The organism is Mesorhizobium sp. M1004 (assembly GCF_040318795.1).
In the GTDB taxonomy this organism is placed as follows: domain Bacteria; phylum Pseudomonadota; class Alphaproteobacteria; order Rhizobiales; family Rhizobiaceae; genus Mesorhizobium.
Genome location: NZ_JAMYNB010000030.1, coordinates 1 through 24,068 on the forward strand (window position 1 = coordinate 1; position 24,068 = coordinate 24,068).

Consider the following 24,068-nt stretch of genomic DNA (forward strand, 5'->3'; position numbering starts at 1 on the left):
CACTCTCGCGCGCCATCGTCGGCGCATGGACGCCGGTCGCCGGGAAGGTTCGCATCGACAGCGCAAGCCTCGATCAATGGGACCGGGAAGCACTAGGCCGTCATATCGGCTATCTGCCGCAAGGTGTTGAACTGTTCGACGGCACCATTGCCGAAAACATTGCTCGTTTTGAACATGATCCTGACCCTGAGGCTATTGTCGCCGCGGCGAAAGTAGCGGGCACGCACGAACTGATCCTCCGATTTGAGCACGGATACGAAACTCCGATTGGTGAGGTCGGATCGGCACTTTCCGCCGGGCAGCGCCAGCTTATCGGTCTTGCCCGTGCCCTTTATCGAGACCCGTTCCTTGTTGTGCTGGATGAACCCAATATCCATCTCGACGCGGAAGGCGAAGCTGCAGTCGCTAAGGCGATCGCCTCTGTGCGCGAGCGCAAGGGCATTGCGGTTGTTGTCTGCCATCAGCCGAGCGTCATCCGCGCCGTGGATTTGGTGTTGGTGATGGAAGGTGGACGGCAGCGATCATTCGGTGCGCCTTCCAAAGTCCTGAAGGCCATCGAGTCTACACAGGATAACGTGGCAGAGCGCGCTGACATGGAGGATACCGGTGTCCGGCATTGATCAGAACAATGACGTTTCAAGCTCCATTCGCCGCCACCTGGTGGCGGGCTTTCTGGCGAGCGTGATCTTTGTGGGAGGAGCCGGAGCCTGGGCGAACTTCACGAATCTCTCCGGTGCGGTTGTAGCGTCCGGACACTTTGTCGTCGTTTCCTATGTCAAGAAGGTGCAGCACCCGACTGGCGGGGTGGTGGGAGAAATCCTGGTGCGCGAAGGCGATAAGGTAAAAGCCGGCGACATCCTCATGCGGCTCGATGCCACCCAGGCGCGCGCTAATCTCGCCATAGTCACCAAGCGGCTCGATGAGCTGGCCGCCTACCTAGCTCGACTCGATGCTGAGCGTGACGATCTCGCGGAAATCCCCTTCCCGGACTGGCTACTCGCCCGAAGAGATGTTCCGGACGTAGCTTCGGCAATAGATAGCGAGACGTTGCTGTTCGAATTCCGCAGGCAATCCCGCGACGGGAAGCAGGCGCAATTGGCGGAACGCATTACTCAATATCACCACGAGATCGAAGGACTCAAGGCGCAGGAAATTGCCTGTGAAAAAATGATCGAGGTTCTCCAAAAGGAAATTGCTGTTCTAAGTGGGCTGCGCAACCAAGGCATTGTCTCGGACCAACGGTTGAACAGCCTGAAGATCCAGGTTGCCACTTTCGGTGGCGAACGCGGTGAGAAGATCGCAGATCAGGCACAGACGGCAGCCCGCATAGCCGAAACGCGCCTGCAGATCCCGCAGATCGATCAGGATTTCAAGTCGGAAGTGGGCCAGGAGCTCAGAGAGGTTCAGGCGCAGGTCGGGGAGTATGTTGAGCGCAAGGTGGCGGTTGAACAGGAACTGCGGCGGATCGATATCGTCGCGCCGCAGTCAGGCACCATTCAACAACTCGCAATTCATACGGTCGGCGGAGTGATCACGCCCGCCGATCCGATCATGCTAATCGTGCCGGAAGGCGACGATCTTGCGCTTGAAGTACGAATCACCCCGAAGGACATCGACCAAATCCAGCTTGGTCACAAGGCCGTGCTGCGGATGTCAGCCTTCAATCTGAGAACCACGCCGATATTGAACGGATATGTCAGCCGGATCGCAGCCGATCTGGCGACGGATGAAAAAAACGGCATTTCGTACTACCTGGTGCGCCTGTCGGTTCCGCAGGCGGAACTGACGAAGCTCAAGGGCCTGACGCTCGTGCCCGGTATGCCGGCCGAAGCGATGGTCCAGACGGGTGAGCGTACGGCGCTTTCCTATTTCGTGAAGCCGCTGTCGGACCAAATCAGTCGGACATTCCGGGAGGAATGAAATAACCCACAGGAATCTATTGTTGCTATTTCTGTTGGTTGTCCGCATGCTATGTGCGTGGTAAGATCTGAAAGCACCGACATTTCCTACTTGCCTCTGGGCACCGCTTGTTTCTGTAATATTCAGCTGATGTTGCACCATGTTGCAACTGAGTATCCTTGGTTTCCAACGGTTTTTACTGGTGCGCGGCTGATGGACGCGACATGAAACGCGACATGAAAAACCCGCCACCAGCCGCAGCGGGCTGTTCGTTTCTCTTCTGCGGAATGAAAGTCAGTCAGTGCCGCGTGGCTGACATCGCCTCGAACATATCCCAAGCCGCATCTCGGTTTCGGTGCTTGCCGGGAATGGGGACCCAGCACTGCTTCGCAAAGATCCGAGCTTCTAGATCGTCAGGATGCGTATCGGTCACAAGCGCCGCCCAGTCCCACTTCCGGGCTTCGCGGCGCATCACGTCGACCACAAACCAGCCGGAAGGCGGTCGATCACCTTCGGTCGTTCGCATGGCAGTTTCCTTCTGAACGAAAGATCATTGCCGTTCACTCAGCGGCCTGAAGTCAACGCCGACAGTCTGCAAGACGAGCAGCGCACGCGTGGCTGGCGAGGGCACCGTTTCCCATGTCGGGCTACAACTCTCGGTCATCGTAGCGGGAAATGGTAATGCGCCGCAAGAGTGTTGCAGGGCACGAGGGCTGTTTGGCGGTAGGGGTTGCGCTCGCGAGGGTAGATGTCGCGCATAAGCAGCAGACGTTCGAAGAACAGCCACTCACTGTAGGCTTGCAGCAGTTCCTCCTCGGAGGGCAGAGGCGCCGGTTGCGGCGAGACATGCGCCGCGGCCGCGCCTCTTATGGCCGGAATAGAGGCGATGGCACCGAGCAGGGCGCGGGAAAATCTTCTAAAGGGAAGGCAGCGGCCATAGCTTCGCCGGCCTCCAGAAGAGGGGTGTTAGGCATTTGGGTCTGCATTTGCGATAACGTTGCACTAATGGTATAAGGCTGCACGTATCGTACAGTCACTTTAATGTAAGGTTTAACTAAAATGACACTTTCGCCATCTCAATGCCGGGCAGCCCGGGCGCTTGTTGGATGGTCGCAGGATCAGCTGGCAGCGGCCTCCCAGGTGGCCAAGACGACCATTGCCAATTTCGAAGCTGGCAAGCGGACGCCATACGACCGCACGTTGGTCGACCTGCAGGCCGCTCTGGAGGCTGCCGGGGTTGAGCTCATTCCGCAGAATGGAGGAGGCGCCGGCGTGAGGCTCGCAAAGCCGTAGCCGGGCCGGCGCTTGCGTTCGCGCTCAACCGACGCGAAGCTGCCTTTTGAGGAACGGGAGGGCATACGTATGGCAATCAGATATCGGGCGACGACAACGATCCGGCTCAACACGGATGGCAAATGGGGTGCTTGGATGTTGATCGTGTCTCCGCTGGTGCAGGCGATTAGCTGGTACTACTATTTTGCGAAGCCGGACTATGGATGGCTCGGCCTTATTGCCCTCACCAGCGTGACAGTGCCCTGCGGCTTCGTGCTGCTACTGATCGGCCGCGACTATGACAGTATCGTAGACGAGACGAACTGACGCCTCGCCGATGGAGCGGCGCGATGCCCAAGGACAATACGTCTGGCATGCAGCGGGGGGAGGAAGACCTAGGCTGGCGCGTCCCGATGGGCTTTGCCGCGTCGCTCTGGCTGCATTCCTGCATAGAGCGGACGTTCAAAGACCTGGATATCGAGGATGACGCGGTGGCGCGCTGGCGGCCCTTCAATGGCAAGCAGTCCATCGTGATCGACCCCCATCGTTCGTTCGGTCAGCCGATCGCCTCCAAATATGGCGTCCCGACCGTGGCGCTTGCGCAAGCTGTAGAAGCCGAAGGATTTGTGGAAAAGGTGGCGCGCCTTTTCGATGTCTCAGCTACCGCTGTTAGAGACGCCATGAAATTCGAAGAGAGCCTTCAGAGTGCCGCGTGAAAGCCCTGGTCGACGAAAACCTGTCGCCCGCTCTCGCCCGTTCGCTAAATGCCCTGTTCGCCGGGGAGCATGAGATCGTCCATATCAGAGAGAAGTTCGGCCCCGGCGTGAAAGATGTGGCCTGGATCGCCCAGCTGAGCACGGAGGGGGCGTTGGATCGTCATCTCTGGCGATCGACGCATTACCCGGAACTCGCGGGCGGCGCGATGTTCGAACTTCCAATAAAGAGCACGCGCATCGAGCAACTGAAGGTGTAGTCTAAAGGCAATCGCTACACTTTCGCTTTCCGCCCGCCCGCCCACCACGCTTCCCATTGTGAGCAGAACCAGCGCTCTCCTCGAGCTGGGTTGACGCGCGTAGCAGAGTAATATTCCTGCCCCGGCATATGGTAGATATGCTCGCCGCGCTCGTTAATGTTGCCCTTGATATCGCAGCCCGCCTCGCGGACAGCCGCGTTGCTGGCCGACGAATCGCCGCCATGGTGAACGCGCGGCAGCTCGTGCCGATCGTCGCCGACTGCAAGATAGCCCGCGGAAGTCGCCCCGAGCATCACCAGAACGGCGGCGAGACGATAGCGGAAAAGCGAGCGCCACCAAGGCCGTCGCCTCTGCAACCTCCTGGCATGAACAGAATTGCCCATGATCCCTTCCCCGAGGCGAGAATGCATCGTCTGAAGCCGGGAGTCCAGTATCAGGCCGCAGCGCTGTAGCCCGCTTCCTTGATGCGGCGCCCGCGACGCTCAGGCGCGAGACATGGTCGGCACGACCGCTTCCCTCCTGATGGTGGCGCTTGGCGCCTGGCCCTATCGCTCCCGTGAGAGTAGGCCAGGAGGTCAGGCAGCGTGGCATGTAGGACTATGGTCCGCGTTGCGGCGAACCCCATCAAGCGGAGATCGCCAATGGCCCAGAACCAAACCTTCCGAACAGCTGTCTCGGGCTGAAATCCGAGCGCTTTCTGGCGGCAGCCGAAGCGGCTGCAAAAGAGCATCGTCGGGCCGCTTCTGCGATCGATTGCGCTCAGAAGACGGACCCCGTCAACTCCACAATACAAGTATTTGACCCGGAACATTAGTGGTCCCTTAAGCACTTCTCCACAAGCGGTACTTGTCCGGCTTGGCGCGTTTTGCTAATGAGTCCGTACAAACGGGGGTTTGGATAATGTCGAAACGCAATTTCCTGTCACCAATGGCCTTGTCGGCCACGATGATTCTCGGCGGCCAAGTTCAGGCTGCAGTCCTTGTCGAATCGGCAAATCAGCCTTCGACCAAGCTCGCTGAAGCTGGCACTGTCCCGGCGGACCTCGGCTACGGTGAGGTGCTAGATCGCTCAAATGGTACGGACGTTATCATGGCGTACCACACCAGCCATTCGAGCCATGCTAGTCACGGGTCTCACTGCTCTGGCTACAGCTATTGTTGATGGCGGACACCCCTCGCGAGAGCGAGCTCGTCCAGACTGCCCAAGTCAAGTTTGATCTGTCAGTCTTCAGCCTCGACTGTGTAAAGCGCGCAGCGTATCGGGTAACCGGCAACGCTGCGGTTGAGATCACGATCGAGGGCGGCTTCGCAGTATGCACGATCAACTTCAGCAAGGCGGCCGCGCGAACTTCGGCCGACGCAGCGGTAGAAAGACTGCGGCTAGAGGTCTTGGATCAGGACCTGCGTAGCAGCATCGCCGCCGAAACCGCCACTGTTAGAAACGCGATACTGGCGCTTGCGTTTTCCAGATCGGGCCTGCAGTCCGATGACTAAGTTTGCTCCGGCAACTGAGTTCCAGCGACCGTTGGACGACACTTATCAGCTCGCGTACTTTCGTTTTTCCCAGTTGGACGACGAGCGGTATGTGCTGACCAACCAAGCGGGCGAATATCTGCTATTGCCGCGCGCCGTGCTGGCTTCGTTTATCAGGCACGAGCTTCCCAGCACACACCCCGCCTACTCCCGCCTGCGCAGCAGGCAGTTCCTCTTTGATGCATCCTCCAATATCGGCAAGGAGCTGCTGGCGCTGAAGGTTCGGACCAAGGCAAGAAGGCTTGAGAACTTCACATCGCTTCACATCATGGTCGTGTCTTTGCGGTGCGAGCACTCCTGCCCCTACTGTCAGGTATCTCGCCAAAGCGAAGATCGTTCAGCCTTCGATATGTCAGAGGAGACTGCCGAGAAGGCGTTGGCGCTCATTTTCCAGTCTCCAAGTCCGGCTATCAAGATCGAGTTCCAAGGCGGCGAGCCGCTCCTGAATTTCCCGTTGATCCAACACGTCGTGCATCGGGCTGAAGCGATCAACAAGGTCGCCGGGCGGTCGCTGCAATTCGTCATCACGACGAATCTCGCCGTCATCACCGACGAAATCTTGGAATTCTGTCGCGTGCACAGGATTCTAATTTCAACGTCGCTCGACGGACCGGCCACTCTTCACAATGCCAATCGACCGCGCCCGGGAAAGAACAGCTACGAATTGGCTGTGGCAGGTATCCACAAGGCCAGACTGGCTCTCGGCCATGAACGCGTCAGCGCACTTATGACAACGACCAAAGCCAGTCTTCCACTGGCGCGCGAGATCATTGACGAATACGTGCGGCTAGATTTCCCCGGAATATTCCTTCGGCCGCTTTCCCCTTACGGCTTCGCGGTCAAGACGAAATCGTACGCAGCCTATGACGTGGACCGCTGGCTCGATTTCTACTTCGACGGGCTGAATTACATCCTGGAACTGAACCGTAACGGCATTCCTTTCAAGGAGTTTTACGCGGCCACCATCCTTACAAAGATGCTCACGCCTTTCGAGCCAGGATATGTGGATCTTATGAGCCCGGCAGGCATCGGTATCTCCGCCGTCGTCTATAACTATGACGCCAGCGTCTACGCGTCCGACGAAGCACGAATGTTGGCCGAAATGGGCGACAAGACATTTCTGCTCGGGAATGTCCACGAAAACACCTATGGCGAGATTTTCGGGTCCGACGCTCTCCTCGATCCTATCGAGCAATCTTTTGCAGGCTCCGTACCGATGTGCGCCGACTGCGCTTACGAGCCGTTCTGTGGCTCCGATCCAGTATTCCATACCGCAACGCAGGGCGACTTTGTTGGCCTCAAAACGCGGTCGGGATTCTGCAATCGCAATATGTCGATCTTCAAGAGGCTGATCGGCCTTATGGAGAGGGACGTTACCGCCCGAGAACTCTTTCTAAGTTGGGCGAATTAGGATGTTGCGACTGAGTGGCTTCGCTGCGTCAGCAAGCGTCGGTGATTTCTCACAGCGAGTGGCACTTAGGCTCGTGACGGGCCAAGCTGACCAAGCGCCTAACCGAGAACATGATGCGTACCTTTTCAAGGGGCAGACGTTTCATCCTGAATGCCAGTGGGTTGTCACCTTTGAGGAGCATCGGCCGGAAGCTGAGCGACTGTTTTCAGACCGACGACTAGTCGTTCTGCCCCACGAGTTCGACTACCTTTGCGAAGGAGACGTCATCCGCTTTGTGCCGGATCGGAAGGCAGTGCGTGTCCTGTTCAGAAAGGATGCCAACGCGAACTATTTCCTCGTAACGGAGCGGTGCAACCACCTGTGTTTGATGTGCTCCCAGCCACCCAAAGACGTTGATGATCGCTGGTTGGCGAGGGAGATTTTGGATGTGCTGCCCCTGCTGCCCGTAACGACCCCGTTTCTCGGGATCACTGGCGGTGAGCCAACGCTGGTGGGTGAGGACTTTTTTGACATTTTGTCATCAGCTCGTGACCACCTTCCGTCTACGCCGGTTCATATTCTTTCCAATGGCCGGACGTTCAAGGATCGGCAATTCGCAGAGCGCTATCAAGGGATTGGACATCCTCGTCTTTCGGTCGGCATACCGATCTATTCCGCCGACCCGGAAGTTCACGACTACGTGGTTCAGTCCAAAGGCGCCTTCGATGAGACCATCCGCGGGATCATGAACCTGAAGGCCGTCGGGGCTGAGGTTGAGATACGAGTTGTCGTTCACAAGCAGACCTATGAAGGTCTCGTCGACCTGTCAGATTTCATTTTTAGAAACCTCACCTTCGTAGACCACGTGACGTTTATGGGACTGGAGATCACTGGCTTCACAAGGGCAAATATGGATAAGCTCTGGATGGACCCGTACGACTATCGAAGTGAGTTGCGGGCGGCTGTGCAATATCTGGCTGCGGCTAGGATCAATGTTTCAGTCTACAATCACCAGCTCTGTCTTCTTGATGGCTCTATCCACAAGTATGCAAAGCGGTCGATTAGTGACTGGAAAAATGCGTACTTGAACGAGTGCACAAGCTGCTCCAAGCGCGCCGAATGTGGTGGCTTCTTTTCATCTAGCCACCTTGCACGAAGCTCCCATATCTCGGCGTTTCAAACAAAATAGAACATCAGATTGGTTGAAAATTACGAAAGCCGGTCGCCCGGTGGGATAACCTAGCCTAAATCTTAGAAATACAATCTGTGCGCTGCTGACTCGGATAGCGATTGGAGAGAATATGACCTTCGATTTTAAAAATGCGTCCAAGGCGGAGCTTCGAATTGAGTATAAACGTATCGCCGATGAAATCGGCGACGATCAATTTTTTACAAAGAAAGAGCTAAATCACCTTCCGGAGATTCTTTCAGACGGTGAGCAGGTATTGGCATTCACTTCTGGGCTCATGGACGGCGACACGTGGCTCATCACCCTGACAGACCGACGTATCATCTTTCTCGACAAAGGAATGATCTACGGCCTGAAGCAGGCCAGCATAGGCCTTGACAAGGTAAATGCTGTTAGCGGCAAAACGGGGCTCATCTTTGGTTCGATCACCATCGAAGACGGAGCTTCGCAGCGGCACATCAGCAACGTTTGGAAGAAGACTGTTGTCAAATTCGTCAATAAGGTTAGGGATGCACTGGAGCAGAGAAGGCAGCCAGCTCCAGTCTACAATCAACCGCAGGGTACCGACGTGGTGTCAATGCTTGAGCGTCTCGGCGCTTTGAAGGCGAACGGAATCATCACAGATCAAGAATTCGAACAGCAAAAAAGAAAAATACTGGCGGGATAATGGACTTTATAGGGGTCGTTGTCGGGATTATACTCTTCATCTCCGTTTATTTTTGCGTCGGTATTACCCTGCGCTTCATTTGGGAGTGGTGGATACTCGTTATGTCGACCCCATCGCTTTTTGCGGCAGCTCTGCTGTACGGGTGGATTGGTGCACTTGTATCCATAAGCCTTTGGGCCTGGACGCTTACCTTGAATAACTCGTGGCACTCGAGTGCGGTATATTTCAGAGGCGCAGATTGGCTTGATAGGCGGTTTAATTTCAAGGATACCTAGCCGCTGCGGTTCCTCGCCCCCAGAGCCGTTATGACTGTTGACGGGGCTTTAGTGTTTTTATCGAGGAAATTCAATGAAAGTAAACGTCATCGTTGACGGCAGCATTTCTACTCGGCTGCACCGCTTCCGCATACGCTGATTGCTTGGGTGAAAGCGACTACAGGGTCTGCACAGATTCCTATTCCGGTAAAAATGGGGATCAACATGTGAGATCGTACGATACCGAAGGGAATAACTATTCGATTGACACCGAAACTCTTCGCTTTCCGAACGGAGGCCAAGAGGTCACCAGTAGCGATAGCGAAGGAAACTCCTACTCCATTCGCTCCTGGAGAGACAGCACCGGAACTCATTCCGTGGACACTGAAGGCAACGAATGCACCATCACGCCATCAGGTACTATGATGGGATGCGGGGAATAGGTGCGATGCGATGAAGAAGTTCGGCGTCTTTGGCTGCACTGGTTGCGTAGCCGCCATTATCATAGGGTGGCTGCTCGGTGTGCGCATATTGGTAGTTCAACCGATCGGAGCCATTCCTGAGGGTGTAACTGCCATAGTATATGGGGTTCCGGATCTGCATCTCGTTGACAGTCCGGATGCCATCTGCCAACGAACCCAAGGGGGCGTCAGTCTCCTATGTAGAGGAATGACAGCTGCGGCAATTGCCAACCACGGCAAGATCCTTGCTCGGCTACCCTACAGCGAGATGCTTTTTCGTCTTAGCGGCGCTCCAGTTCTTGACCGGTAAGCCGGACGGCTTTCGATTTGCGCATATGTTGTTGTTGCACATCAGGGTATACTTGGAAGTGACACCAAAGCGTCGGGTTCAGCAGGGTTGCGCTGGGCAGCCCGGTCAGCGTCCGACACTTGCGGACGCTCCGTTATAAGACATTCCCTCTTCCTCTCGGGGGCGCGCGCGCCACTGTTCGACCCGCTCGTCGACCCATCCTACGGATGGAGCCCAGGACTTCGACTTGCTGGCCGTTTATGGACCGGCCGCTGGGTTGCTTTTCGGCATCGGCACACCAAGAAGCTTTGGACGCCTACGAGGTAGTGGCAGCTCGCTGAAGCGCCTAGCTCGCCTAATCACTTCGGATAAGATCGTCGTAAAGCGAGAGATATACGAAGCTCCGCCAAACGGGGGGTGCGGCTCGCAGCAGCAACAAATTTGCGTCAGGCTTCACGGAAGCTCTTGAAAAGATATGCCGAGCGCAAAGACCATACCCAGCCGTGGGACATGGCCGGAGCAGCTGGGGGTGCTTGTGGGGCTTAACCGCACCGGCCACTGCGGGAAGATATGAGCCCCCCACTCCTCTGCCTAAGATATAGGCATATTAGCAAGCGAGCAAATTATCTCGCAATGCCACCTTGAAGGCTCAACCGCGAAGCCAACTTAATTCCGAGAGAGCGGACGGAGCTGGTGAGCGCTTTGTCGAACCCCGGAAGCAGTGAGCATCTTTGGGCATTGGACCTTGCCGACCTGCGCAAGGAGTTTGGAAAGTTTCGTCAAGAGCGCGGGACAACGCCCCTTGAGTGGGACGAGCACACCGAAGCTGTTCCTTGAAGAACGACGGGAACGCCGCCGGGAACCGGATTTGTCCGAGCCGTTGGGGAATGGCTAGGCTAGCGTCGCGATCATCATTCACCTTCCGGCGTGGGGGTCTTGTTGTCAGCCCTTCGAACGCATGCACACACACCCCCCGGAACTTTTGCCGGGTCGCCGTGTTCGTTGGTGATGACGAAAATTGTTGACCTTGGACCGCCTAAGCCCGGCAAGCCACATGACGCTGACTGGCCGGAGCATTTCCATGCGTGCCCCATCTGCGGCCAGCAGGTAGACCGACACGACTTCCGGCAGGTGATGTGGCACGAGCAGCCCGATCACGAGCCGCTCGATCTCAACCAATAAAAAGCCTGCCGCCCTTCCGGCCGCGCGGGCTGACGACAGAGACGTCACACCGCAAGCCTCACCAGCAATGGAACAATCGGCCATCACCGTCGCGGCCCTGAGGGTACCCAGCCGCAGGAGGGTCCTAAAGCCGCACAACCTTGTCGAGATGCAGGCGTATCCGCTGGCCTTCTGCGAAGGCCAGTGCGAACGATTCCAGGGCGAATGAGCGTGTAATTTCCTGGTCAGTTTCAATGATGCGGACGACCCATTCGCCACTGGCTCCGACCACTTCCACGCAAGGCGCGGCCTTGCAGATTGGCACCACGTTGCCCATCACGTCCTCCCTACGAAAAGCAATGGCGAGTCGACTTAAAACCGTCGTAGCCGGTAGATCAATAACAATTGCTTGTTCGGATCGGACGAACCAACCTGGATGGGCAATACGACCGGGGGCTAATGCCACTTCGGTCAGGCGAACCCTCCGGGGAACCTACCGTGAGATAGCCTCTGCTTCAGGTCGTTGGCATTCAGGATGGCGGCCAGCTCCTCGGCATACTCCATGTCGGGAAGGTCGACAGATGGGTGGCCCGCTACAATAGCCGGGAGCCCGGTGAACACGTCGAATACCGTCCACGTCCCATCCGGTTCCTGCCTTTCGTCGTACCGCAGAGTTGCCATGAGGGGATCATATAGTCACCCTTAGGTGTTGGGAATATTTGGTCCACGGAGGCTCGCGATCCGGAGCGCTGATTTCGCCGCTTTGAAGATTGCCGATCTCGTCGACAGAGATCAGGCCGCTCAATCTGCGATCGAACTTTATAGGATGGAAGCACCGACCGCCGTGGCGCACTGCGCTTTGGAGGCGCATTTCGACGGTCGACCAGATGACTACCGCTTTTGGTGCGATGTCTTTCACCAACTGAGAAAACCAAACTGACGGAACTTTGCCGCAGCATCTTGTTCGGTCGCGCATGGCTAGAATAGCCGACCTTGGACCCGCCTATCCCCGGCAAGCCACACCAACCGCAGGACTGTGACGATCGATTTCACGCATGCCCGATCTGCGGGCAGCAGGTCGACAAAGGCGATTTCCGCGAGGTGATGTGGCACGAGCAACCAGATCACGATCCGCTTGAACTGGATCAGTGAGGCAGGAACAACTTGGCAGCCTTCAGGGCCACGTCACACTAGGAAGGAAAGCGCGGGCCGGACCCTTTGCCGCCGGCCGGCAGCGGTAAGGCATCCTCACGAGCGCTGCGGTGGACCAACTTTTCCATTTACGCGTTGTTCCTAATGCAAATGAAAGGTCGTGTCCCATCAGGTGGGTGTAGCTCGGCGGTAGCGAAGCCGCTCACGAGCGCGCCGTTAGTAGCGCTGTAGCCAGCGAGCGGGGTGTGGGTGGCCATCGGCGCTTTCCGGTAGGGTTTGGTTGTTGACGCCAACCCATTTCGGAAGGACCACCGATGACCGACGACATGATGAACCTGCGCACGCTAGTGGAGAAGACCCCGGATGCCGATCTGCTGCGGGAGATGATCGGCTTTGCCGCCGAGCGACTAATGGAAATGGAGGTGGCGGTTCGAGGAAACCTGGGAAGTAGCTTCCCTTCCTGAGCTTCGGGATGCGCAGCTCGACCGTGCCGGCCCGGGTCTCCCAGTCCCGGTCGCGGTAGCCATTGCGCTGGGCGAGCCGCAGCGGTTCTTCTCGCCATAGCTGGCGCCGGTGGCCGCGCCCGCATGGCCGAGAAGGCGCTAACCGCCGTCATCCAGGAAGCTTATGTGCAAGGCATCTCGACCCGGTCGGTTGACGACCTGGTCAAGGCCATGGGTATGAGCGGCATATCCAAGAGCCAGGTCTCGCGGCTGTGCGAGGAGATCGACGGGAAGGTGAAGGCCTTCCTCGAGCGGCCGATCGAGGGCGATTGGCCATACCTGTGGATCGACGCCACTTACCTGAAGGTCCGCCGCGGTGGGCAGATCGTCTCGGTCGCCGTTATCATCGCCGTCGGTGTCAACGCGGACGGCCGGCGCGAGGTACTGGGCATGGAGATTGGCACCTCGGAGGCCGAGCCGATCTGGACAGAGTTCCTGCGCAAGCTGACACGTCGCGGCCTGCGCCGATGCTCACGAAGGCCTCAAGGCGGCCGTCACCAAGGTGCTGTGCGCGACATGGCAGAGGTGCCGCGTCCACTTCATGAGGAACGTGCTGGCCCATGCCGGCAAGAGCGGCCACAGGGTCGTCTCAGCCTTCATCGCCACCGCTTTCGCCCAGGAAACGCCCGAGGCCGCGTCCGTACAATGGCGCGCCGTCGCCGACCAGATCCGGCCGAAGGTGCCAAAGCTGGCAACAATCATGGACGACGCCGAGCCCGACGTGCTGGCCTACATGACCTTCCCCAAGGAACATCGCGCCAAGCTCCACTCGACGAATCCGATCGAACGTCTCAACGGCGAGATCAAGCGGCGCACCGAGGTCGTCGGAATCTCAGGCCGAAACGATTGTCAACCAGAGGCGCTGAGGGAGCTATACCTCACGTTTGGGTGTTGCTCTTGCGCAATAGCTAAGTCGGCAAACGAAAGAAGTCGCTCGGTTTTCAATAGCCGGGCGCTCCTGCTCATGGAACAATCAGACTCAGCGCGAGTTTGAATGCGACGATGAGCAAAGATTACGCAATAGAATCATCCGTTTGTATCGAAATGGCACGGTCGCTCCGATCATGTCTGGCGGAAGAGCGAGCGCTCATGCACCATTTCCGGGAGGAACTCGCCTCGGCACGGAGTGACAGTGTTTACTCCCGCCAGGACCGCATCAGATCCGAACAGCAAAAAGCCCCTGCCGTGGGGCTAGGGCTTGATGGGATGGCCCGCGCCTGCTTCCGAGGCTGCGCGGGCCATCCCATGACGAGTGAGGGACGCATCTTGGTCACCGGCACGGACCGCTGAAGAACGAGCCGGTTGTAGCGAAACAGCCTCAGAGCGGGAATGTTCCCGCCTGACGCAAAAACACCCGTGGCTCAGCCGGCGGGCTCTGTTGCAGGGGCACTGTGCACGGGGGCGGCGTCTGCCGTCAATGCAGTTTGCCGACTAGCCGAGCGTATTCGGCTTCAGCCCTGCCATATGACCCATCAGCCAGCGCAATTAGACGCGCGCGATCAAGAATGACTACCTCTCCTCGCATTGAGCGTATCAGACCTTGGCCCTCCAAGGTTTGCAGCGCTATGGTGACGCCGGGCCGCCTGACACCGAGCATAACTGATAAGAACTCGTGCGTAATCGCAAAGCTGTTCCCGTCGACGCGATCATCACACATCACCAGCCATCTTGAGAGCCTGTCGACTATGCCGCCTGCTCGTCATCCGCCGCGCAGCACGCGCCAGATAGACCAACAGGGCGTAACTAAGCGAGGCGAGCGCCGCCGCTGCCATGCCAGTGACGCCCAATGCGCCGAGGCCCATCAACTTCCACCGGGTCACCTCGGCAGAGACCGCCTCCACCTCGGTCATGTCTTCGCTGAGCGATTCACCGCGTCTTCAGTCTCGGCAAAACGCTCCGCCAGCTTATCGGTCTTGGCGTACATCTTCGATTGGCTGGCGGCTGGGCGCTGCTCGGATTGCTCGTAAGAGAGCGCGGCTGAAGCATCGCTGTCGTTTAATGTCGCGCCGAATCTCAGTTGCGTCTCGCTGAACGCCCTCCATGGACGCCCTTCATCGTTGGGCCACCAGGGTCTTTCTTGTTGTTTGAATAGCCGCCTTCGTGCGCGAGCACTTTGGCAGGCGCTTTCTTTTCGCGCGAAATTGCCACCGTTTTAGAGCGGGAGGGTCGGGATGCAGGTTTTCGATGACATCGAGGCGCTGCTGGATGCGGGTGAAGCCTCGACGGCACTTAAGGAAGTGCTGGCGCTGGTGCATCAATTTGGGCGCGGGTCCAGTGTCTTGGCGGGCGCGATCGACGACCTCATTGTCGACCTGTCGACGCTATCATTGGCGCGCATGCTGGCTCGAAAAAGACTATTGAAGATCAAGTTGCTCGCACCTCGTCAGAGCGTCGGAGCGGCCAGCTAGAGATTGGTGGTCGCTACGAAAAACGTGTCGACCTGCTCGGTGCTCCGAGCGCATCGAAACCTCTCGCCATCATCGGTTCCGTACGGACGAAAGAGCCGCCTGACCCTGCGACCAGATGAAACCTTGGACTTGCGGCAGACCGCAAGCAGTTGGAGCTTGAATTGCCGACACACTCTCAGGAACCGTTGCCGGGATCGCACTCCATTGGTCGTCGGCCCAGATCCGGCGCGCGTCGCTTAAGGTGCCGGTCGAATATGGCCAGCTTCGCTTCGTAGCCGATCCGCACTCTGGACCTGCAGCTATCGCAGCTGAAACCGGCAATCGTTTTCAGCCAGGATCCCCTTCTCACCATTGGGCACGAACAGGAGGGGCATTGGAATTCTATCGGTACGTCGCGCAGTTCATTTGATAGAGGCACTGTGCATGTTCTCCTCAGCGGCACGGCCACTGCAACAAAGTAGAAGGAGAAATGTTTCCGGCTTCGGCCATTTGCGCGAAAGAATCGGACCTAAGTCTAAATGGTGAGCGGCCCAGAAACCTATTTCCCTTGCTATCGGCCTTTGCGTCGGAAATTGAACGGCAATAGCGAGGGTGATCGAAGGCGGCCCCGGGCGTGAGGCTGGCAAGTGGGGCCAAGACGCGGCGGAAAAGCGGAGCCTGTTGCGATCAAATAACCGGTTCGCCTAGAATCTCGTTCACCCAGCTCATAGTTCTCAGCCCGTATGCCATTCCGGCGCAGTCGGCAAACCAGTCGAAGACACTCATGTCACGCCCTGTGACGCATTGAAGGATTTCAATCGCTGCGCCCGTTAAAGCAAGTAGAACCGCCAGCCGGACCACCTGTTGGGGCCAGCCGAGGCTACCCAAAGCTGACAAGGTGGCGAACGCGGCGGCGTGGTTGAGCTTGTCGTGATGAGACGTAAAGGCCAATCCGAGGGCGTGCAGCAGGTGGTCTGGCAATAGCGCGAGCAGCAGGACGACTGCCAACGTGGAGAGAAAGGCAGCCCTTGCCATGCTCTGATGAAAGCTGGACTGCGGCAATCTATTCGTAGCACTCCCGGTTCCTAGTTCTCGCTTCTCATACTGGTGCACTAGGAAGGGCTCCAACCTGCATCTGAGCTATGAGCGCGAACAACTGGCATGCTTAACAGGCCTCCTGATGTCATCAGAAGTTCCATGAAACAGCCTATGTCACTCTGGATGGTTCCATAGGGCGCTGCGAATGTCGCCCTCCATTGTGATGAGGCCGAGGGTTTCCTGCCGAAAAGGCGCGGCGGAATAGGCGAGCCGTTGGTACCGCTTGCGCCCAGGTGCGATGCGTATCGTGCTGGGCACGGCTGGGCTGGAGCGGAATTCTTTCCAGCCTTGGCCCGGCTGTCTTTTGCACCCTGATGTTGGGCAGCCGGGCCGACTCCCTTCTGAATTCAATTATCGTCGGCGTGGCGGCTAACAGACGAAACCGTTATTTAGTCTGGTCATCCCTGCCTTGGTGATCTCGCCTTTACAGATTCCAATCCTGGACGCTAAGCCAGCAGCGGCCACTCGCTGCTGTCCAATCAACAAGCCCCAAACATCAGGTCGCGCTTATATACAAAAAAGCCGGCCACCTTTCGGCAGCCGGCCAGTGCAAACAAGGAAGGGAACGTTGCACTGATGGGGCAGTGCACCGTCCGAAGCGTTTCCAGGCGACAATGTTCCACCGATGAGAGAACAAAGAAGGCTTCACCGCCAGCGCACATCCCCTTAGCCGCGCTGTGTTGCCGTCGCCTAGTGTCTAAAGGCCTTTAACCAGCCACGGATCGGTGTCGTATCCGAGGCGCGGCTTTTCCGGCGTTCCACCGGCCGGCAATTTGGCGGTTCCGGTCGGCCTGCAGTCCAGCTCGAGCACCTGCTTCTTGGCCGAGTGCTTCGTAGAGCAAAGGTCCGTGGCGTCACTCACCACCACCTTCTTCTCCTTGGCAACAGCGACACCAGTCCCAGCGATCACGATCGCCGCGCAAAACACAGCAACTCTCATCATACTCCCCACGTTGTGCCTCCCCAAAAAGGCTGAGCCTGACGTTACGGCACATTTAAATTAGCGCAAGCGAATATTAGCTGCCTAGTCCCTTCACATCGGCTCTGGTCGCCTCCCCCTTGCTGCCGGCGCCTTGCGATACCGGCAGCGCGATATGCTAGGATGGGCGCATGCCTGCTCATGATCGGAGGGCCGATGTTCATGACGAGCTCGACATGGCAGAGGGCTGCAACCGTCAAGTTTCCCAGGCCGTCGTGGCGATGAACGATCGCGTCGAGGATCGCTTAATAAGCGGCGTTTACTAGGTTCCGCTGGTCTAGCCCTACGCGATCACACCATAACCACGTGATGACAAATCAGCCATGTGTGTGGCGCGGCGGGCCTGTTCCGCTTGTGGCCGGCGCCTACCCACCCGGGTTCCCCAACCATGGCGTCGGCCATTTTCGTTCTCTCAGCGATTATAAGCCTTTGCTATAGGCCTATGTGTTGGCTGGATGGTGAGATCGCTGTTAGATCGCCTCGTTCGTTTGGATGTTTCGCTGGCGTTGGGAGGAGGCGCATATGTTCGCCAGCCGGCGGATACCACACCGCCCCACCCTCTTTTTTTGATTGCAGAGAGAGTCTGAGCGGGCTTACTAGTGAGGGGTTTGCCATCGCTTTGAGGGAGGCTGCGATGGTTGCAACACCCATAGATATCGCTCAAGCGGCCACTACGGCCACCTTGCTGATGCGCCTTCGTTAACGTCATCGCGATGACGTGGCGCGAGGCTGGGAAGATGCCGACCATTCTACTGTTGCCGTCTCCCGTACGCCTGAGTGTCAATGGCGCGATTTAGCCAAGGCCCTGGTGCACGATTGGTTCGAGCTGATCGAAACTGGCTTGGTGGATTGGATCCTCAGCAAGTAGCCGCTGCCCGCCAGCGGCCCAGCAGCCGTCTGCGGGACTTTGCAGCGGGCGCGCTGGGCCTGACCGGTTGTCCTCGCTCCCTGTTCTGTCATCGCAATGAAGGACGACATCTTCGAGCACCCGCAGCACACCTGTCGCATGGAAAAAGCTGTAGGCGTTTATAGGTGCTTGGGGAATCCGCCGTTTGTTTGCGTTGTGGAGCGGGACAAAGCAAGTTACTCACTCAGGCTGGCTACCGTGAAGCGGGGCACCAGCCCGACTTCCACGCGTTGCCGTGGGAAGCTGAACAACAGGGCCGTCAAAGAAAGGCAAGGTGGACGCGACGGCGCTCGCTGAACGCATTCGGGCGCCGGCTGCGTTCGCGTTCACACCCGGCGCTATGTCGCTTCTAGGCCCGCTCTGTCGCTACTTTGTGCGCAGCATATTGTGGGAACTCTGCCTCGGCCCATGCACTCAGTGGCTGACCAGAACGAGCGCATCATCGGCCTAACCGTTTAGGCTGTAGAATTTGTGTGTGCGCTCGTATCGAGATGCGGGTGATGTCGCAGCCGAAACGCGTTGCTTCCTTCTCGATCCGCCCCATCAGTTTGGCGCCGATACCAGCACTGCGCATCTCGGCGTCGACAACCACATGGTCGGCCTACGCCCACTTTCCGCCCATACCCGGTTTGCTGATAGAGCGGGTAGATAGCCGCGATCTCTTCGAGCTCCATGGCTGAGTGTCGATGCCTATGTCGGCGAGGTAATGAGTGCGGCCTTGCCGCCGAACACCAGCCCCAACTGGGCAGTCGCATCGCTCGACATTACGGGCGATGCAGCCACTGCGAAGGTCGAGGACGAATTTGGAACCACAAGGTTCACCGACTATATTTCTCTGCTCAAGATCGCAGGAGAATTGAAGATCCTTAGCAAACTCTACCACCTTCACTAATACGACCGTCCAGATCAGAGGCCAAATACCGCAAAACTGACCAACCTGTCGTAGGTCTCCCAGCGCCTTTAGAGCTTGAGCTCAGTCCTTAGCGCGTCGATTCCGTTCGAGGCCTCGGCTTTGCTTAGATCTTCGGCGTAGCTTCTGTCGTCGCCCGCCTGCTCACATAATGTTTTCAAGTAGGAAGCTTGCGACGGAGTCATTGGCTCGTCTCCCGTCGTCCATTCGTCAGGATCCTTGCTGATAGCTTCGCCTTTGGCTCGGGGTGTAGTTTTGCATGACGCTCTCCATGTTGGGAACGGCACAACGTATTTGATCTGCTTTTGTTCCACATGCTTGAAGTGTCTGAGATTGCGATGGCAGGGGTGTTCACGAACGCAAGTTTACCCGTGCTGGAAGAATCCGACGAGATTGCTTAGCTTCCGCTCGCGGTCGCCAACGATGAACTCAACGCCAACTCTGCGCGAGACATCGAAGACCCTCCGCGCCCGCAATTTACCCCAACGGTGAGGAGACGCCCCATGAAAGCAATCGTAGCGACGGACCAGACTGCAGGAACGGCCGGGATGAAGTTGGTGGAGCTGCCCGAGCCTCAGGCGGCAATTAACGACGTGGTCGTACAGGTTCATGCGGCAGGATTCGTCAACACCGAACTGGAGTGGCCCTCGACGTGGGCCGACCGAGCCTTCCGTGACCGGACCTCTTCGATCCTCGGCCACGAACTGGCTGGTGTGGTCACTGCGCTCGGCTACGGCACCACGGGGCTTTCTAGAGGTCAGCGGGTGTTCGGCCTCGCGGACTGGCATCGCGACGGCACCCTCGCCGAGTATGTTGCCTTGGAGGCCCGTAACCTCGCGCCGCTGCCCGGCGATGTCGACTTTACGGTGGGCGCTAGCCTGCCGATCTCCGGCCTAACCGCATGGCAGGGGCTGTTCCAGCATGGCCGCATCAAGGCCGGGCAGAGCGTTCTCGCGCATGGCGCTGCCGGTGCCGTCGGTTCGATGGTGGCGCAGCTTGCAAGGGAGGCCGGAGCCTATGTGATCGGCACCGGGCGGGCCGCCGACCGCCAGAAAGCGCTCGACTTCGGTGCAAATGAATTCCTCGACCTCGCAAAAGACACCCTTGAAGATGTCGGCGGCGTCGATCTGGTGTTCGATGTCATCGGCGGCGATGTCCAGAAGCGATCCGCAACGCTTGTCCGGGCCGGAGGTATCCTTGTCACAGTCGTCGGACCAACGGATATTCGACCTGCAGACGGCCTGACCGTTGACTTCGTCGTCGAGGCTGATCGAGCCCAGCTTTCTGAGATAGTGCAGCGGATCCGCGATGGACGACTGCGGTCGAACATTGGTAAGGTTTCGAGCTTGGATGATGCCATCGGCACCTTCAACTCAACGGACCGACGTGCAGGAAAGACCGTTATCCGCGTTCGTCCGTGAGAACTTGGGAGAGAGGCGGGCCCTCGCTCCTTATGGTCGCGTCGGCAGCTGACACGGTGAGGTGCAAATCAGCGCCTGTCGCGGGATTTAGCCATCGTAGGGCGGTGTTTGCGGGAACCTACTTTGTACGTTTCCGACTCTTGCCTTTTTCGGAAAGTGACCCACAGAATAGCTGATTGAGGTTCTATCTCTCTGGGAGGATGGGATGGACATTCAAGCACCTGTTCGGCCTACGCAGCAAACGGCCAAGGAGCTGGTCCGCGAGGTCCTGTTGGGCTCTCAACCCGGCGACATTATTTCCGTCAAAGCGACCATTGTAGCGGTCCGTGAGCGCGGCGGCGATCTTCTCGAAACTGACTGCCAGTTAGTCGAAATGATCGTCAAATCAGCCTCCGTTTGGGGACTGTTCATCGCCTTTGACGTTCGAGAGGCGTGATGCCCCACCGTTGGTTCAACCCTCCGGTTTATGTGAAGACTGAGCGCCCGGGGCTTCGCCTTGGTGTCAACCGGGTTGATGCCGCCGCCGAGGAGCTCCTAAAGTGGTCCAATCGTGGCCCCAAGTGGCGGCTGGCGGCCGAGGCTTGCCTATCTGCGATGGATGGCAAAATGCCGGGTAATGACTTCCGGCTGCTGTTCGAAGCCGCGGCCGATGAAGAGGAGATGCTGCTGCCGGATTAACAACGCTATACGACGAGCCCATTCGGGTCTGTTCGCGTTGCGAATTCACCGGCGCAACGGGCATTTATGCTGTCCGTCTCCGTCGTCAAACTTTAAAGTGAGACACTAACGAGCGACGACCTAGATGGACAGTTTATTCGCCGGTGCGCGTACCATATAGGGCCGCGGGTGACCGATGGAGGTCACATGGTTGATGAAGAGCATCGCCGCGAACGGAGGCAGCGGGTGCTGAAAGGCGCCTCAATCATCAGCGGAATCACAAACTCCGAGATCAGTTGCACCATTCGGAACCAAAACAGTGGCAGAGCTGAGCTCAAAGTCCCGGTGGAATCGCGTGTCCCTGAGCGGTTCGTGGTTTACGTGCCGACCGACGGCGTTGCCTACGAGGCAGTCCTGCGGTGGCGCAGGAACGACCGAATTGGGGTTCAATTTATAGGAACGTTGCCAAAGCCGCGTCTCCACTATGGCTGAGCTTGTGCCCGGGATGCACAGACCGGGGAATTGGACACTCTCCGGCGCTCGGCACGTGTTCCATGGCAGTCGCACTTTAGAGATTACCCCCCGGCGAAACTTCGCTTCAGGTCGACGCGGTCAGAAGGCTTACAAAATCGCGGGAATATTCCCCGTCCAGATATTTAGCCGGAGCGCCCCACGCCTCGGCTGGTTGGCCAGTGAACGCGTCAAACACCGCTCAGGTTTCGTCGAGTCCCTCCTGAGGTCGTATCTTTGAGAAGCCATGCCGTCGCTAGGTAAGTCTGCGGTCCAGTTCTCAAGCGGTGATCGACATTCCTGTTGGAGTGCGGGTTCTACAGGAGATTCGGTTTTGAGGATCGCGAGGGCTCAACGGATCATGAGCGACCCAGCAGGATCAGAAACCGGCACCCGTCTGCGCAGCCCTTTGATGAAGATAGGTAGAGTCAAAATCTGCGGCGCGAACGAGCCCTGCCCAGTCGGTCGCATGAAAACGCGAGCCAACGGTGGATATCAGACCGTCGCGTCTAAGGTCCTGAAGCACTCGGTTCACGTGCACGGTAGAGAGGCCAAGTGCGTCGCCAAGTGCAGCCTGCGTTATGGGGAGATAGGCCACATGATCTTCAATGCGGCCTACCGACCGAAGGCGAACAATGAGTTCGCAAAGAATGTGAGCCATACGCGAGTAGGCGTCGCGCCTACCGACGTTGGTGACCCACTCTCGATAGATCGCCGCATCGATCACCGTCGAGCGCCAAAACACTCTCGTTATCGAAGAGTGCTGGTCGCAAACGGCGCGAAGTTCGTCGTGCCGCATGAAGCCCACCCTAGCGGGCATGAGAGGGGTGAAAGTGCAATCCATGACCGACAAATGCAAACCATGCAGGTCGGGAATGTCGCCCGGAACAAAAAAGGAGGAGATTTGACGCTTCCCCTCCCCGGTTAGTTTGATCGACCCTATTAAGCCTTCAAGAACGACGAACGAAAGGCTCGGCTTATCGCCCTCGCGCAGAATGTCTTCGTTGGCCTGATATCTCTTCTCCTGAATCGAGATGTTCCCCAAGGTCGCAATGTCTGATTCTGCGAGTTCCGAGATGGCTTGGAGCTTGCGGATCAACATTTTGAAAGAATGATCATGTGCCATCAAGAACCTGTTCGTGTTTGCTCCCAACTTTTAGTTGGCGCTAATGTTCCCGCTGCCTAGAGGAGACGAAGGCCAATGGTCAGTGCGTCGATGATGCGCGCAAAGTTCAGCTGTCCTCAATCCTTTTCGCCTGCCGCAACCTGTTCGAAACGGCTGGATCACAACCTGCTTTCCACCGGATTAACGAGTGCTATTGCGCGCCAGGAACCTTAAGAGTTCGCAGCCGTTCAACTGTTGGGGCGCACGAAGCAGGCTTTCAATGTCATCGGGTTCCGTGCTGATCGTGGAGACGTCGAGAACTCTCTCCGGGAGGCCGGGTTCGAGGTGGTCGCCGGCTTAAAAGGGCCTTCAAGCGATTGCGACTTTCGATCGTGAGCCGGAGCGAGTTGTGGCTCTCCTGACAGATATCAGACTTGGGGACGGCCCAAGCGGGTGGGATGTGGCCCGGCACCTCCGAGGCGCCGATCCTACTATGCCAGTTATATGACAGCGTTGGTCGATGCCATGGCCTGCTACGCAATTGACCGACATCAAATCGACATCCTGTCTCTCGGCTGCGTTGAATTGGAGTTCGCCTTCACCAAGGGCCAAATCGCCAAGGGCGGTATCAGGCACTGGCGCGAGATCATTTCTGCCGCCATGCGCCTGCAAAGCCAGAATGCACTGGGCCAAGCTGGGCTGCTGGTAGGACGAGACCGTCTACTACGCGTCGACGGAGCACCTATGAAGTCTAATCCGATCGACCTCGACGACTACACCGGTCCGCCGCAGAGTTACCTGTTATTGCTGCCTCACTGGTCAAGCAACATGAGGAACGGCTGGCCGCGCTTTTCGTTGCGCCGCGTCCACCCTACAAAGCGGTGTATGGGCCAAGGTCTCAGGACCCGTAAATAGCCACCTGTTCTTCGCACGATGTCGGCTTTCAGAAACCGCCTAAAGCGATCCCGATATTGAGCGCAATGGCCATCCGTTCTGATTAAGTCGTCTTGGCCAGCCGTGGTCTTCACTCGACCCCGCATGATGAGGTATGACCAAGAAGGATGTAGACCGGAAGAGACAAGGTGCAGGTGCAAGGCATTGAGAGAAATAGCAGGAACCGAACCAATCCACAGGAATATTTTGTTGGTATTTATGTTGGTATCAGATGCGGCTAACATTCCCCTAAGTATCTGAAAGCAAAACGGGATTTTCTTCACTTGAATTCCGCCTCTGGGCACCAGTTTTCTCTGGGTCCATTCCGGACACATAGGTTACGGTTTATATCGGAGACATGGGTAACACTTTTGGCCCGAAGGGGTTTTGGAGTGGTTCGAGCCTGCATGTCTCATCAT

29 protein-coding genes and 4 pseudogenes are annotated in these 24,068 nt (G+C 57.6%); 20 read left to right on the forward strand and 13 right to left on the reverse strand.

Annotated elements, in window-relative coordinates; translation table 11 throughout:
• Both NKH54_RS31730 and NKH54_RS31735 read left to right on the forward strand, forming a co-directional pair.
• Positions 1–620: ATP-binding cassette domain-containing protein (locus NKH54_RS31730; RefSeq protein ID WP_353029684.1), on the forward strand; the 620-nt coding region annotated here is incomplete at its 5' end.
• Complete coding sequence (locus tag NKH54_RS31735; protein ID WP_023724595.1) at positions 607–1,920, forward strand: HlyD family type I secretion periplasmic adaptor subunit; 1,314 nt, start codon at positions 607–609, stop codon at positions 1,918–1,920. The genes NKH54_RS31730 and NKH54_RS31735, both read left to right, overlap by 14 nt.
• A 277-nt stretch (positions 1,921–2,197) precedes the next feature.
• Here the strand turns inward: NKH54_RS31735 and NKH54_RS31740 are convergent, their stop codons facing one another.
• Positions 2,198–2,425: a hypothetical protein gene (locus NKH54_RS31740; protein WP_023672245.1), complete on the reverse strand. Its 228-nt coding sequence runs from the start codon at positions 2,423–2,425 to the stop codon at positions 2,198–2,200.
• A 533-nt stretch (positions 2,426–2,958) separates the two neighbouring features.
• Between NKH54_RS31740 and NKH54_RS31745 the strand changes: the two are divergent.
• From NKH54_RS31745 to NKH54_RS31760, 4 genes and pseudogenes are all read left to right on the forward strand, one after another.
• Positions 2,959–3,186, forward strand: a pseudogene (locus tag NKH54_RS31745) (helix-turn-helix domain-containing protein); the annotation flags it as partial.
• Between the two features lie 75 nt (positions 3,187–3,261).
• Positions 3,262–3,498 carry a hypothetical protein gene (locus NKH54_RS31750; RefSeq protein ID WP_023672248.1) on the forward strand — a complete coding sequence of 79 codons (237 nt, stop codon included), beginning with the start codon at positions 3,262–3,264 and terminating at the stop codon, positions 3,496–3,498.
• Positions 3,499–3,521: 23 nt separating this feature from the next.
• A complete protein-coding gene (locus NKH54_RS31755; protein ID WP_023672249.1) occupies positions 3,522–3,887 on the forward strand; it encodes a hypothetical protein in 366 nt (121 codons plus the stop codon).
• Positions 3,884–4,144: a PIN-like domain-containing protein gene (locus NKH54_RS31760; RefSeq protein ID WP_023672250.1), complete on the forward strand. Its 261-nt coding sequence runs from the start codon at positions 3,884–3,886 to the stop codon at positions 4,142–4,144. The genes NKH54_RS31755 and NKH54_RS31760 overlap by 4 nt, the downstream gene beginning before the upstream one ends.
• A 14-nt stretch (positions 4,145–4,158) precedes the next feature.
• Here the strand turns inward: NKH54_RS31760 and NKH54_RS31765 are convergent, their stop codons facing one another.
• The gene (locus NKH54_RS31765) at positions 4,159–4,527 is read right to left on the reverse strand and encodes a sunset domain-containing protein (protein ID WP_353029685.1); all 369 of its coding nucleotides are present in this window, start codon (positions 4,525–4,527) and stop codon (positions 4,159–4,161) included.
• Between the two features lie 777 nt (positions 4,528–5,304).
• On the opposite strand from NKH54_RS31765, the gene hxsD reads away from it, so the two are divergent.
• The 4 genes from hxsD (at position 5,305) to NKH54_RS31785 (ending at position 8,922) form a co-directional block, all read left to right on the forward strand.
• Positions 5,305–5,637: a His-Xaa-Ser system protein HxsD gene (gene hxsD, locus NKH54_RS31770; RefSeq protein WP_023672253.1), complete on the forward strand. Its 333-nt coding sequence runs from the start codon at positions 5,305–5,307 to the stop codon at positions 5,635–5,637.
• The gene (hxsB, locus tag NKH54_RS31775; RefSeq protein WP_023835544.1) at positions 5,630–7,087 is read left to right on the forward strand and encodes a His-Xaa-Ser system radical SAM maturase HxsB; all 1,458 of its coding nucleotides are present in this window, start codon (positions 5,630–5,632) and stop codon (positions 7,085–7,087) included. The genes hxsD and hxsB overlap by 8 nt, the downstream gene beginning before the upstream one ends.
• Position 7,088: 1 nt before the next feature.
• Positions 7,089–8,255 (forward strand): His-Xaa-Ser system radical SAM maturase HxsC, encoded by a 1,167-nt coding sequence (hxsC, locus tag NKH54_RS31780; protein ID WP_023835545.1) that lies wholly within the window; start codon positions 7,089–7,091, stop codon positions 8,253–8,255.
• A 112-nt stretch (positions 8,256–8,367) separates the two neighbouring features.
• On the forward strand, positions 8,368–8,922 hold the full coding sequence (locus NKH54_RS31785) for a PH domain-containing protein (protein WP_023672256.1): 555 nt from the start codon (positions 8,368–8,370) through the stop codon (positions 8,920–8,922).
• 2,310 nt (positions 8,923–11,232) lie between these two features.
• On the opposite strand, the gene NKH54_RS31790 is transcribed toward NKH54_RS31785, so the two are convergent.
• Both NKH54_RS31790 and NKH54_RS31795 read right to left on the reverse strand, forming a co-directional pair.
• A complete protein-coding gene (locus tag NKH54_RS31790) occupies positions 11,233–11,424 on the reverse strand; it encodes a hypothetical protein (protein WP_023672259.1) in 192 nt (63 codons plus the stop codon).
• Between the two features lie 134 nt (positions 11,425–11,558).
• Entirely contained in the window at positions 11,559–11,768 is a 210-nt protein-coding gene (locus tag NKH54_RS31795; protein ID WP_023672260.1) for a hypothetical protein, read from the reverse strand.
• A gap of 25 nt (positions 11,769–11,793) precedes the next feature.
• Here NKH54_RS31795 and NKH54_RS32625 point away from each other — a divergent pair, with 25 nt between their 5' ends.
• Positions 11,794–12,027, forward strand: a complete 234-nt coding sequence (locus tag NKH54_RS32625) for a Y4oE-related protein (RefSeq protein WP_502902286.1) — start codon at positions 11,794–11,796, stop codon at positions 12,025–12,027.
• Positions 12,028–12,553: 526 nt separating this feature from the next.
• A complete protein-coding gene (locus tag NKH54_RS31800; protein ID WP_023672262.1) occupies positions 12,554–12,703 on the forward strand; it encodes a hypothetical protein in 150 nt (49 codons plus the stop codon).
• Here NKH54_RS31800 and NKH54_RS31805 read toward each other — a convergent pair.
• Positions 12,666–12,782 (reverse strand): annotated as a pseudogene (locus NKH54_RS31805) (transposase); the annotation flags it as partial. The gene NKH54_RS31800 and the pseudogene NKH54_RS31805 overlap by 38 nt on opposite strands.
• Positions 12,783–12,820: 38 nt before the next feature.
• On the opposite strand from NKH54_RS31805, the pseudogene NKH54_RS31810 reads away from it, so the two are divergent.
• Positions 12,821–13,574, forward strand: a pseudogene (locus NKH54_RS31810) (IS256 family transposase); the annotation flags it as partial.
• 582 nt (positions 13,575–14,156) lie between these two features.
• Here the strand turns inward: NKH54_RS31810 and NKH54_RS31815 are convergent.
• From NKH54_RS31815 to NKH54_RS31825, 3 genes and pseudogenes are all read right to left on the reverse strand, one after another.
• Positions 14,157–14,423 (reverse strand): annotated as a pseudogene (locus NKH54_RS31815) (Crp/Fnr family transcriptional regulator); the annotation flags it as partial.
• A complete protein-coding gene (locus NKH54_RS31820) occupies positions 14,392–14,592 on the reverse strand; it encodes a DUF1515 family protein (RefSeq protein ID WP_023695071.1) in 201 nt (66 codons plus the stop codon). The pseudogene NKH54_RS31815 and the gene NKH54_RS31820, both read right to left, overlap by 32 nt.
• Before the next feature lie 163 nt (positions 14,593–14,755).
• Positions 14,756–14,971 (reverse strand): glycosyl hydrolase 108 family protein, encoded by a 216-nt coding sequence (locus NKH54_RS31825; protein ID WP_353029686.1) that lies wholly within the window; start codon positions 14,969–14,971, stop codon positions 14,756–14,758.
• Here NKH54_RS31825 and NKH54_RS31830 point away from each other — a divergent pair.
• The gene (locus tag NKH54_RS31830) at positions 14,914–15,150 is read left to right on the forward strand and encodes a hypothetical protein (RefSeq protein ID WP_023669684.1); all 237 of its coding nucleotides are present in this window, start codon (positions 14,914–14,916) and stop codon (positions 15,148–15,150) included. The two genes, NKH54_RS31825 and NKH54_RS31830, sit on opposite strands and share 58 nt — an antisense overlap.
• Before the next feature lie 666 nt (positions 15,151–15,816).
• On the opposite strand, the gene NKH54_RS31835 is transcribed toward NKH54_RS31830, so the two are convergent.
• The 3 genes from NKH54_RS31835 to NKH54_RS31845 form a co-directional block, all read right to left on the reverse strand.
• A complete protein-coding gene (locus tag NKH54_RS31835; protein WP_245261419.1) occupies positions 15,817–16,191 on the reverse strand; it encodes a VanZ family protein in 375 nt (124 codons plus the stop codon).
• A gap of 733 nt (positions 16,192–16,924) precedes the next feature.
• Positions 16,925–17,167, reverse strand: coding sequence for a hypothetical protein (locus NKH54_RS31840; protein ID WP_155922525.1), 243 nt, complete (start codon positions 17,165–17,167; stop codon positions 16,925–16,927).
• Positions 17,168–18,552: 1,385 nt separating this feature from the next.
• A complete protein-coding gene (locus NKH54_RS31845) occupies positions 18,553–18,705 on the reverse strand; it encodes a GNAT family N-acetyltransferase (protein WP_353029687.1) in 153 nt (50 codons plus the stop codon).
• Positions 18,706–18,789: 84 nt separating this feature from the next.
• Between NKH54_RS31845 and NKH54_RS31850 the strand changes: the two genes are divergently transcribed.
• Positions 18,790–19,005: a nuclear transport factor 2 family protein gene (locus NKH54_RS31850; protein ID WP_280940454.1), complete on the forward strand. Its 216-nt coding sequence runs from the start codon at positions 18,790–18,792 to the stop codon at positions 19,003–19,005.
• Positions 19,006–19,073: 68 nt separating this feature from the next.
• Here the strand turns inward: NKH54_RS31850 and NKH54_RS31855 are convergent, their stop codons facing one another.
• Positions 19,074–19,250, reverse strand: coding sequence for a DUF3072 domain-containing protein (locus NKH54_RS31855; RefSeq protein ID WP_502902289.1), 177 nt, complete (start codon positions 19,248–19,250; stop codon positions 19,074–19,076).
• Between the two features lie 276 nt (positions 19,251–19,526).
• Between NKH54_RS31855 and NKH54_RS31860 the strand changes: the two genes are divergently transcribed.
• From NKH54_RS31860 to NKH54_RS31875, 4 genes are all read left to right on the forward strand, one after another.
• Positions 19,527–20,444, forward strand: coding sequence for an NADP-dependent oxidoreductase (locus tag NKH54_RS31860; RefSeq protein ID WP_353029688.1), 918 nt, complete (start codon positions 19,527–19,529; stop codon positions 20,442–20,444).
• Positions 20,445–20,649: 205 nt separating this feature from the next.
• Positions 20,650–20,880, forward strand: a complete 231-nt coding sequence (locus tag NKH54_RS31865; protein WP_023669678.1) for a hypothetical protein — start codon at positions 20,650–20,652, stop codon at positions 20,878–20,880.
• Positions 20,880–21,122 carry a DUF982 domain-containing protein gene (locus tag NKH54_RS31870; protein ID WP_023669677.1) on the forward strand — a complete coding sequence of 81 codons (243 nt, stop codon included), beginning with the start codon at positions 20,880–20,882 and terminating at the stop codon, positions 21,120–21,122. Before NKH54_RS31865 ends, NKH54_RS31870 begins: the two co-directional genes overlap by 1 nt.
• Before the next feature lie 186 nt (positions 21,123–21,308).
• A complete protein-coding gene (locus NKH54_RS31875; protein ID WP_084630714.1) occupies positions 21,309–21,593 on the forward strand; it encodes a PilZ domain-containing protein in 285 nt (94 codons plus the stop codon).
• A 397-nt stretch (positions 21,594–21,990) separates the two neighbouring features.
• On the opposite strand, the gene NKH54_RS31880 is transcribed toward NKH54_RS31875, so the two are convergent.
• Entirely contained in the window at positions 21,991–22,737 is a 747-nt protein-coding gene (locus NKH54_RS31880; protein WP_023699539.1) for a Crp/Fnr family transcriptional regulator, read from the reverse strand.
• Between the two features lie 483 nt (positions 22,738–23,220).
• Between NKH54_RS31880 and NKH54_RS31885 the strand changes: the two genes are divergently transcribed.
• Complete coding sequence (locus NKH54_RS31885) at positions 23,221–23,631, forward strand: patatin-like phospholipase domain-containing protein (RefSeq protein ID WP_023669676.1); 411 nt, start codon at positions 23,221–23,223, stop codon at positions 23,629–23,631.
• The last annotated feature ends 437 nt before the right edge of the window (positions 23,632–24,068 follow it).

Excerpts from the sequence above, each read along its gene's own strand:
- NKH54_RS31740 (WP_023672245.1), bottom strand. The coding sequence starts at position 2,425 with ATGCGAACGACCGAAGGTGATCGACCGCCTTCCGGCTGGTTTGTGGTC.
- NKH54_RS31750 (WP_023672248.1), top strand. The coding sequence starts at position 3,262 with ATGGCAATCAGATATCGGGCGACGACAACGATCCGGCTCAACACGGAT.
- NKH54_RS31755 (WP_023672249.1), top strand. The coding sequence starts at position 3,522 with ATGCCCAAGGACAATACGTCTGGCATGCAGCGGGGGGAGGAAGACCTA.
- NKH54_RS31765 (WP_353029685.1), bottom strand. The coding sequence starts at position 4,527 with ATGGGCAATTCTGTTCATGCCAGGAGGTTGCAGAGGCGACGGCCTTGG.
- hxsD (WP_023672253.1), top strand. The coding sequence starts at position 5,305 with ATGGCGGACACCCCTCGCGAGAGCGAGCTCGTCCAGACTGCCCAAGTC.
- hxsB (WP_023835544.1), top strand. The coding sequence starts at position 5,630 with ATGACTAAGTTTGCTCCGGCAACTGAGTTCCAGCGACCGTTGGACGAC.
- hxsC (WP_023835545.1), top strand. The coding sequence starts at position 7,089 with ATGTTGCGACTGAGTGGCTTCGCTGCGTCAGCAAGCGTCGGTGATTTC.
- NKH54_RS31785 (WP_023672256.1), top strand. The coding sequence starts at position 8,368 with ATGACCTTCGATTTTAAAAATGCGTCCAAGGCGGAGCTTCGAATTGAG.
- NKH54_RS31790 (WP_023672259.1), bottom strand. The coding sequence starts at position 11,424 with ATGGGCAACGTGGTGCCAATCTGCAAGGCCGCGCCTTGCGTGGAAGTG.
- NKH54_RS31795 (WP_023672260.1), bottom strand. The coding sequence starts at position 11,768 with ATGGCAACTCTGCGGTACGACGAAAGGCAGGAACCGGATGGGACGTGG.
- NKH54_RS31800 (WP_023672262.1), top strand. The coding sequence starts at position 12,554 with ATGACCGACGACATGATGAACCTGCGCACGCTAGTGGAGAAGACCCCG.
- NKH54_RS31820 (WP_023695071.1), bottom strand. The coding sequence starts at position 14,592 with ATGACCGAGGTGGAGGCGGTCTCTGCCGAGGTGACCCGGTGGAAGTTG.
- NKH54_RS31830 (WP_023669684.1), top strand. The coding sequence starts at position 14,914 with ATGCAGGTTTTCGATGACATCGAGGCGCTGCTGGATGCGGGTGAAGCC.
- NKH54_RS31840 (WP_155922525.1), bottom strand. The coding sequence starts at position 17,167 with ATGAGAGTTGCTGTGTTTTGCGCGGCGATCGTGATCGCTGGGACTGGT.
- NKH54_RS31860 (WP_353029688.1), top strand. The coding sequence starts at position 19,527 with ATGAAAGCAATCGTAGCGACGGACCAGACTGCAGGAACGGCCGGGATG.
- NKH54_RS31865 (WP_023669678.1), top strand. The coding sequence starts at position 20,650 with ATGGACATTCAAGCACCTGTTCGGCCTACGCAGCAAACGGCCAAGGAG.
- NKH54_RS31870 (WP_023669677.1), top strand. The coding sequence starts at position 20,880 with ATGCCCCACCGTTGGTTCAACCCTCCGGTTTATGTGAAGACTGAGCGC.
- NKH54_RS31875 (WP_084630714.1), top strand. The coding sequence starts at position 21,309 with ATGGTTGATGAAGAGCATCGCCGCGAACGGAGGCAGCGGGTGCTGAAA.
- NKH54_RS31880 (WP_023699539.1), bottom strand. The coding sequence starts at position 22,737 with ATGGCACATGATCATTCTTTCAAAATGTTGATCCGCAAGCTCCAAGCC.
- NKH54_RS31885 (WP_023669676.1), top strand. The coding sequence starts at position 23,221 with ATGACAGCGTTGGTCGATGCCATGGCCTGCTACGCAATTGACCGACAT.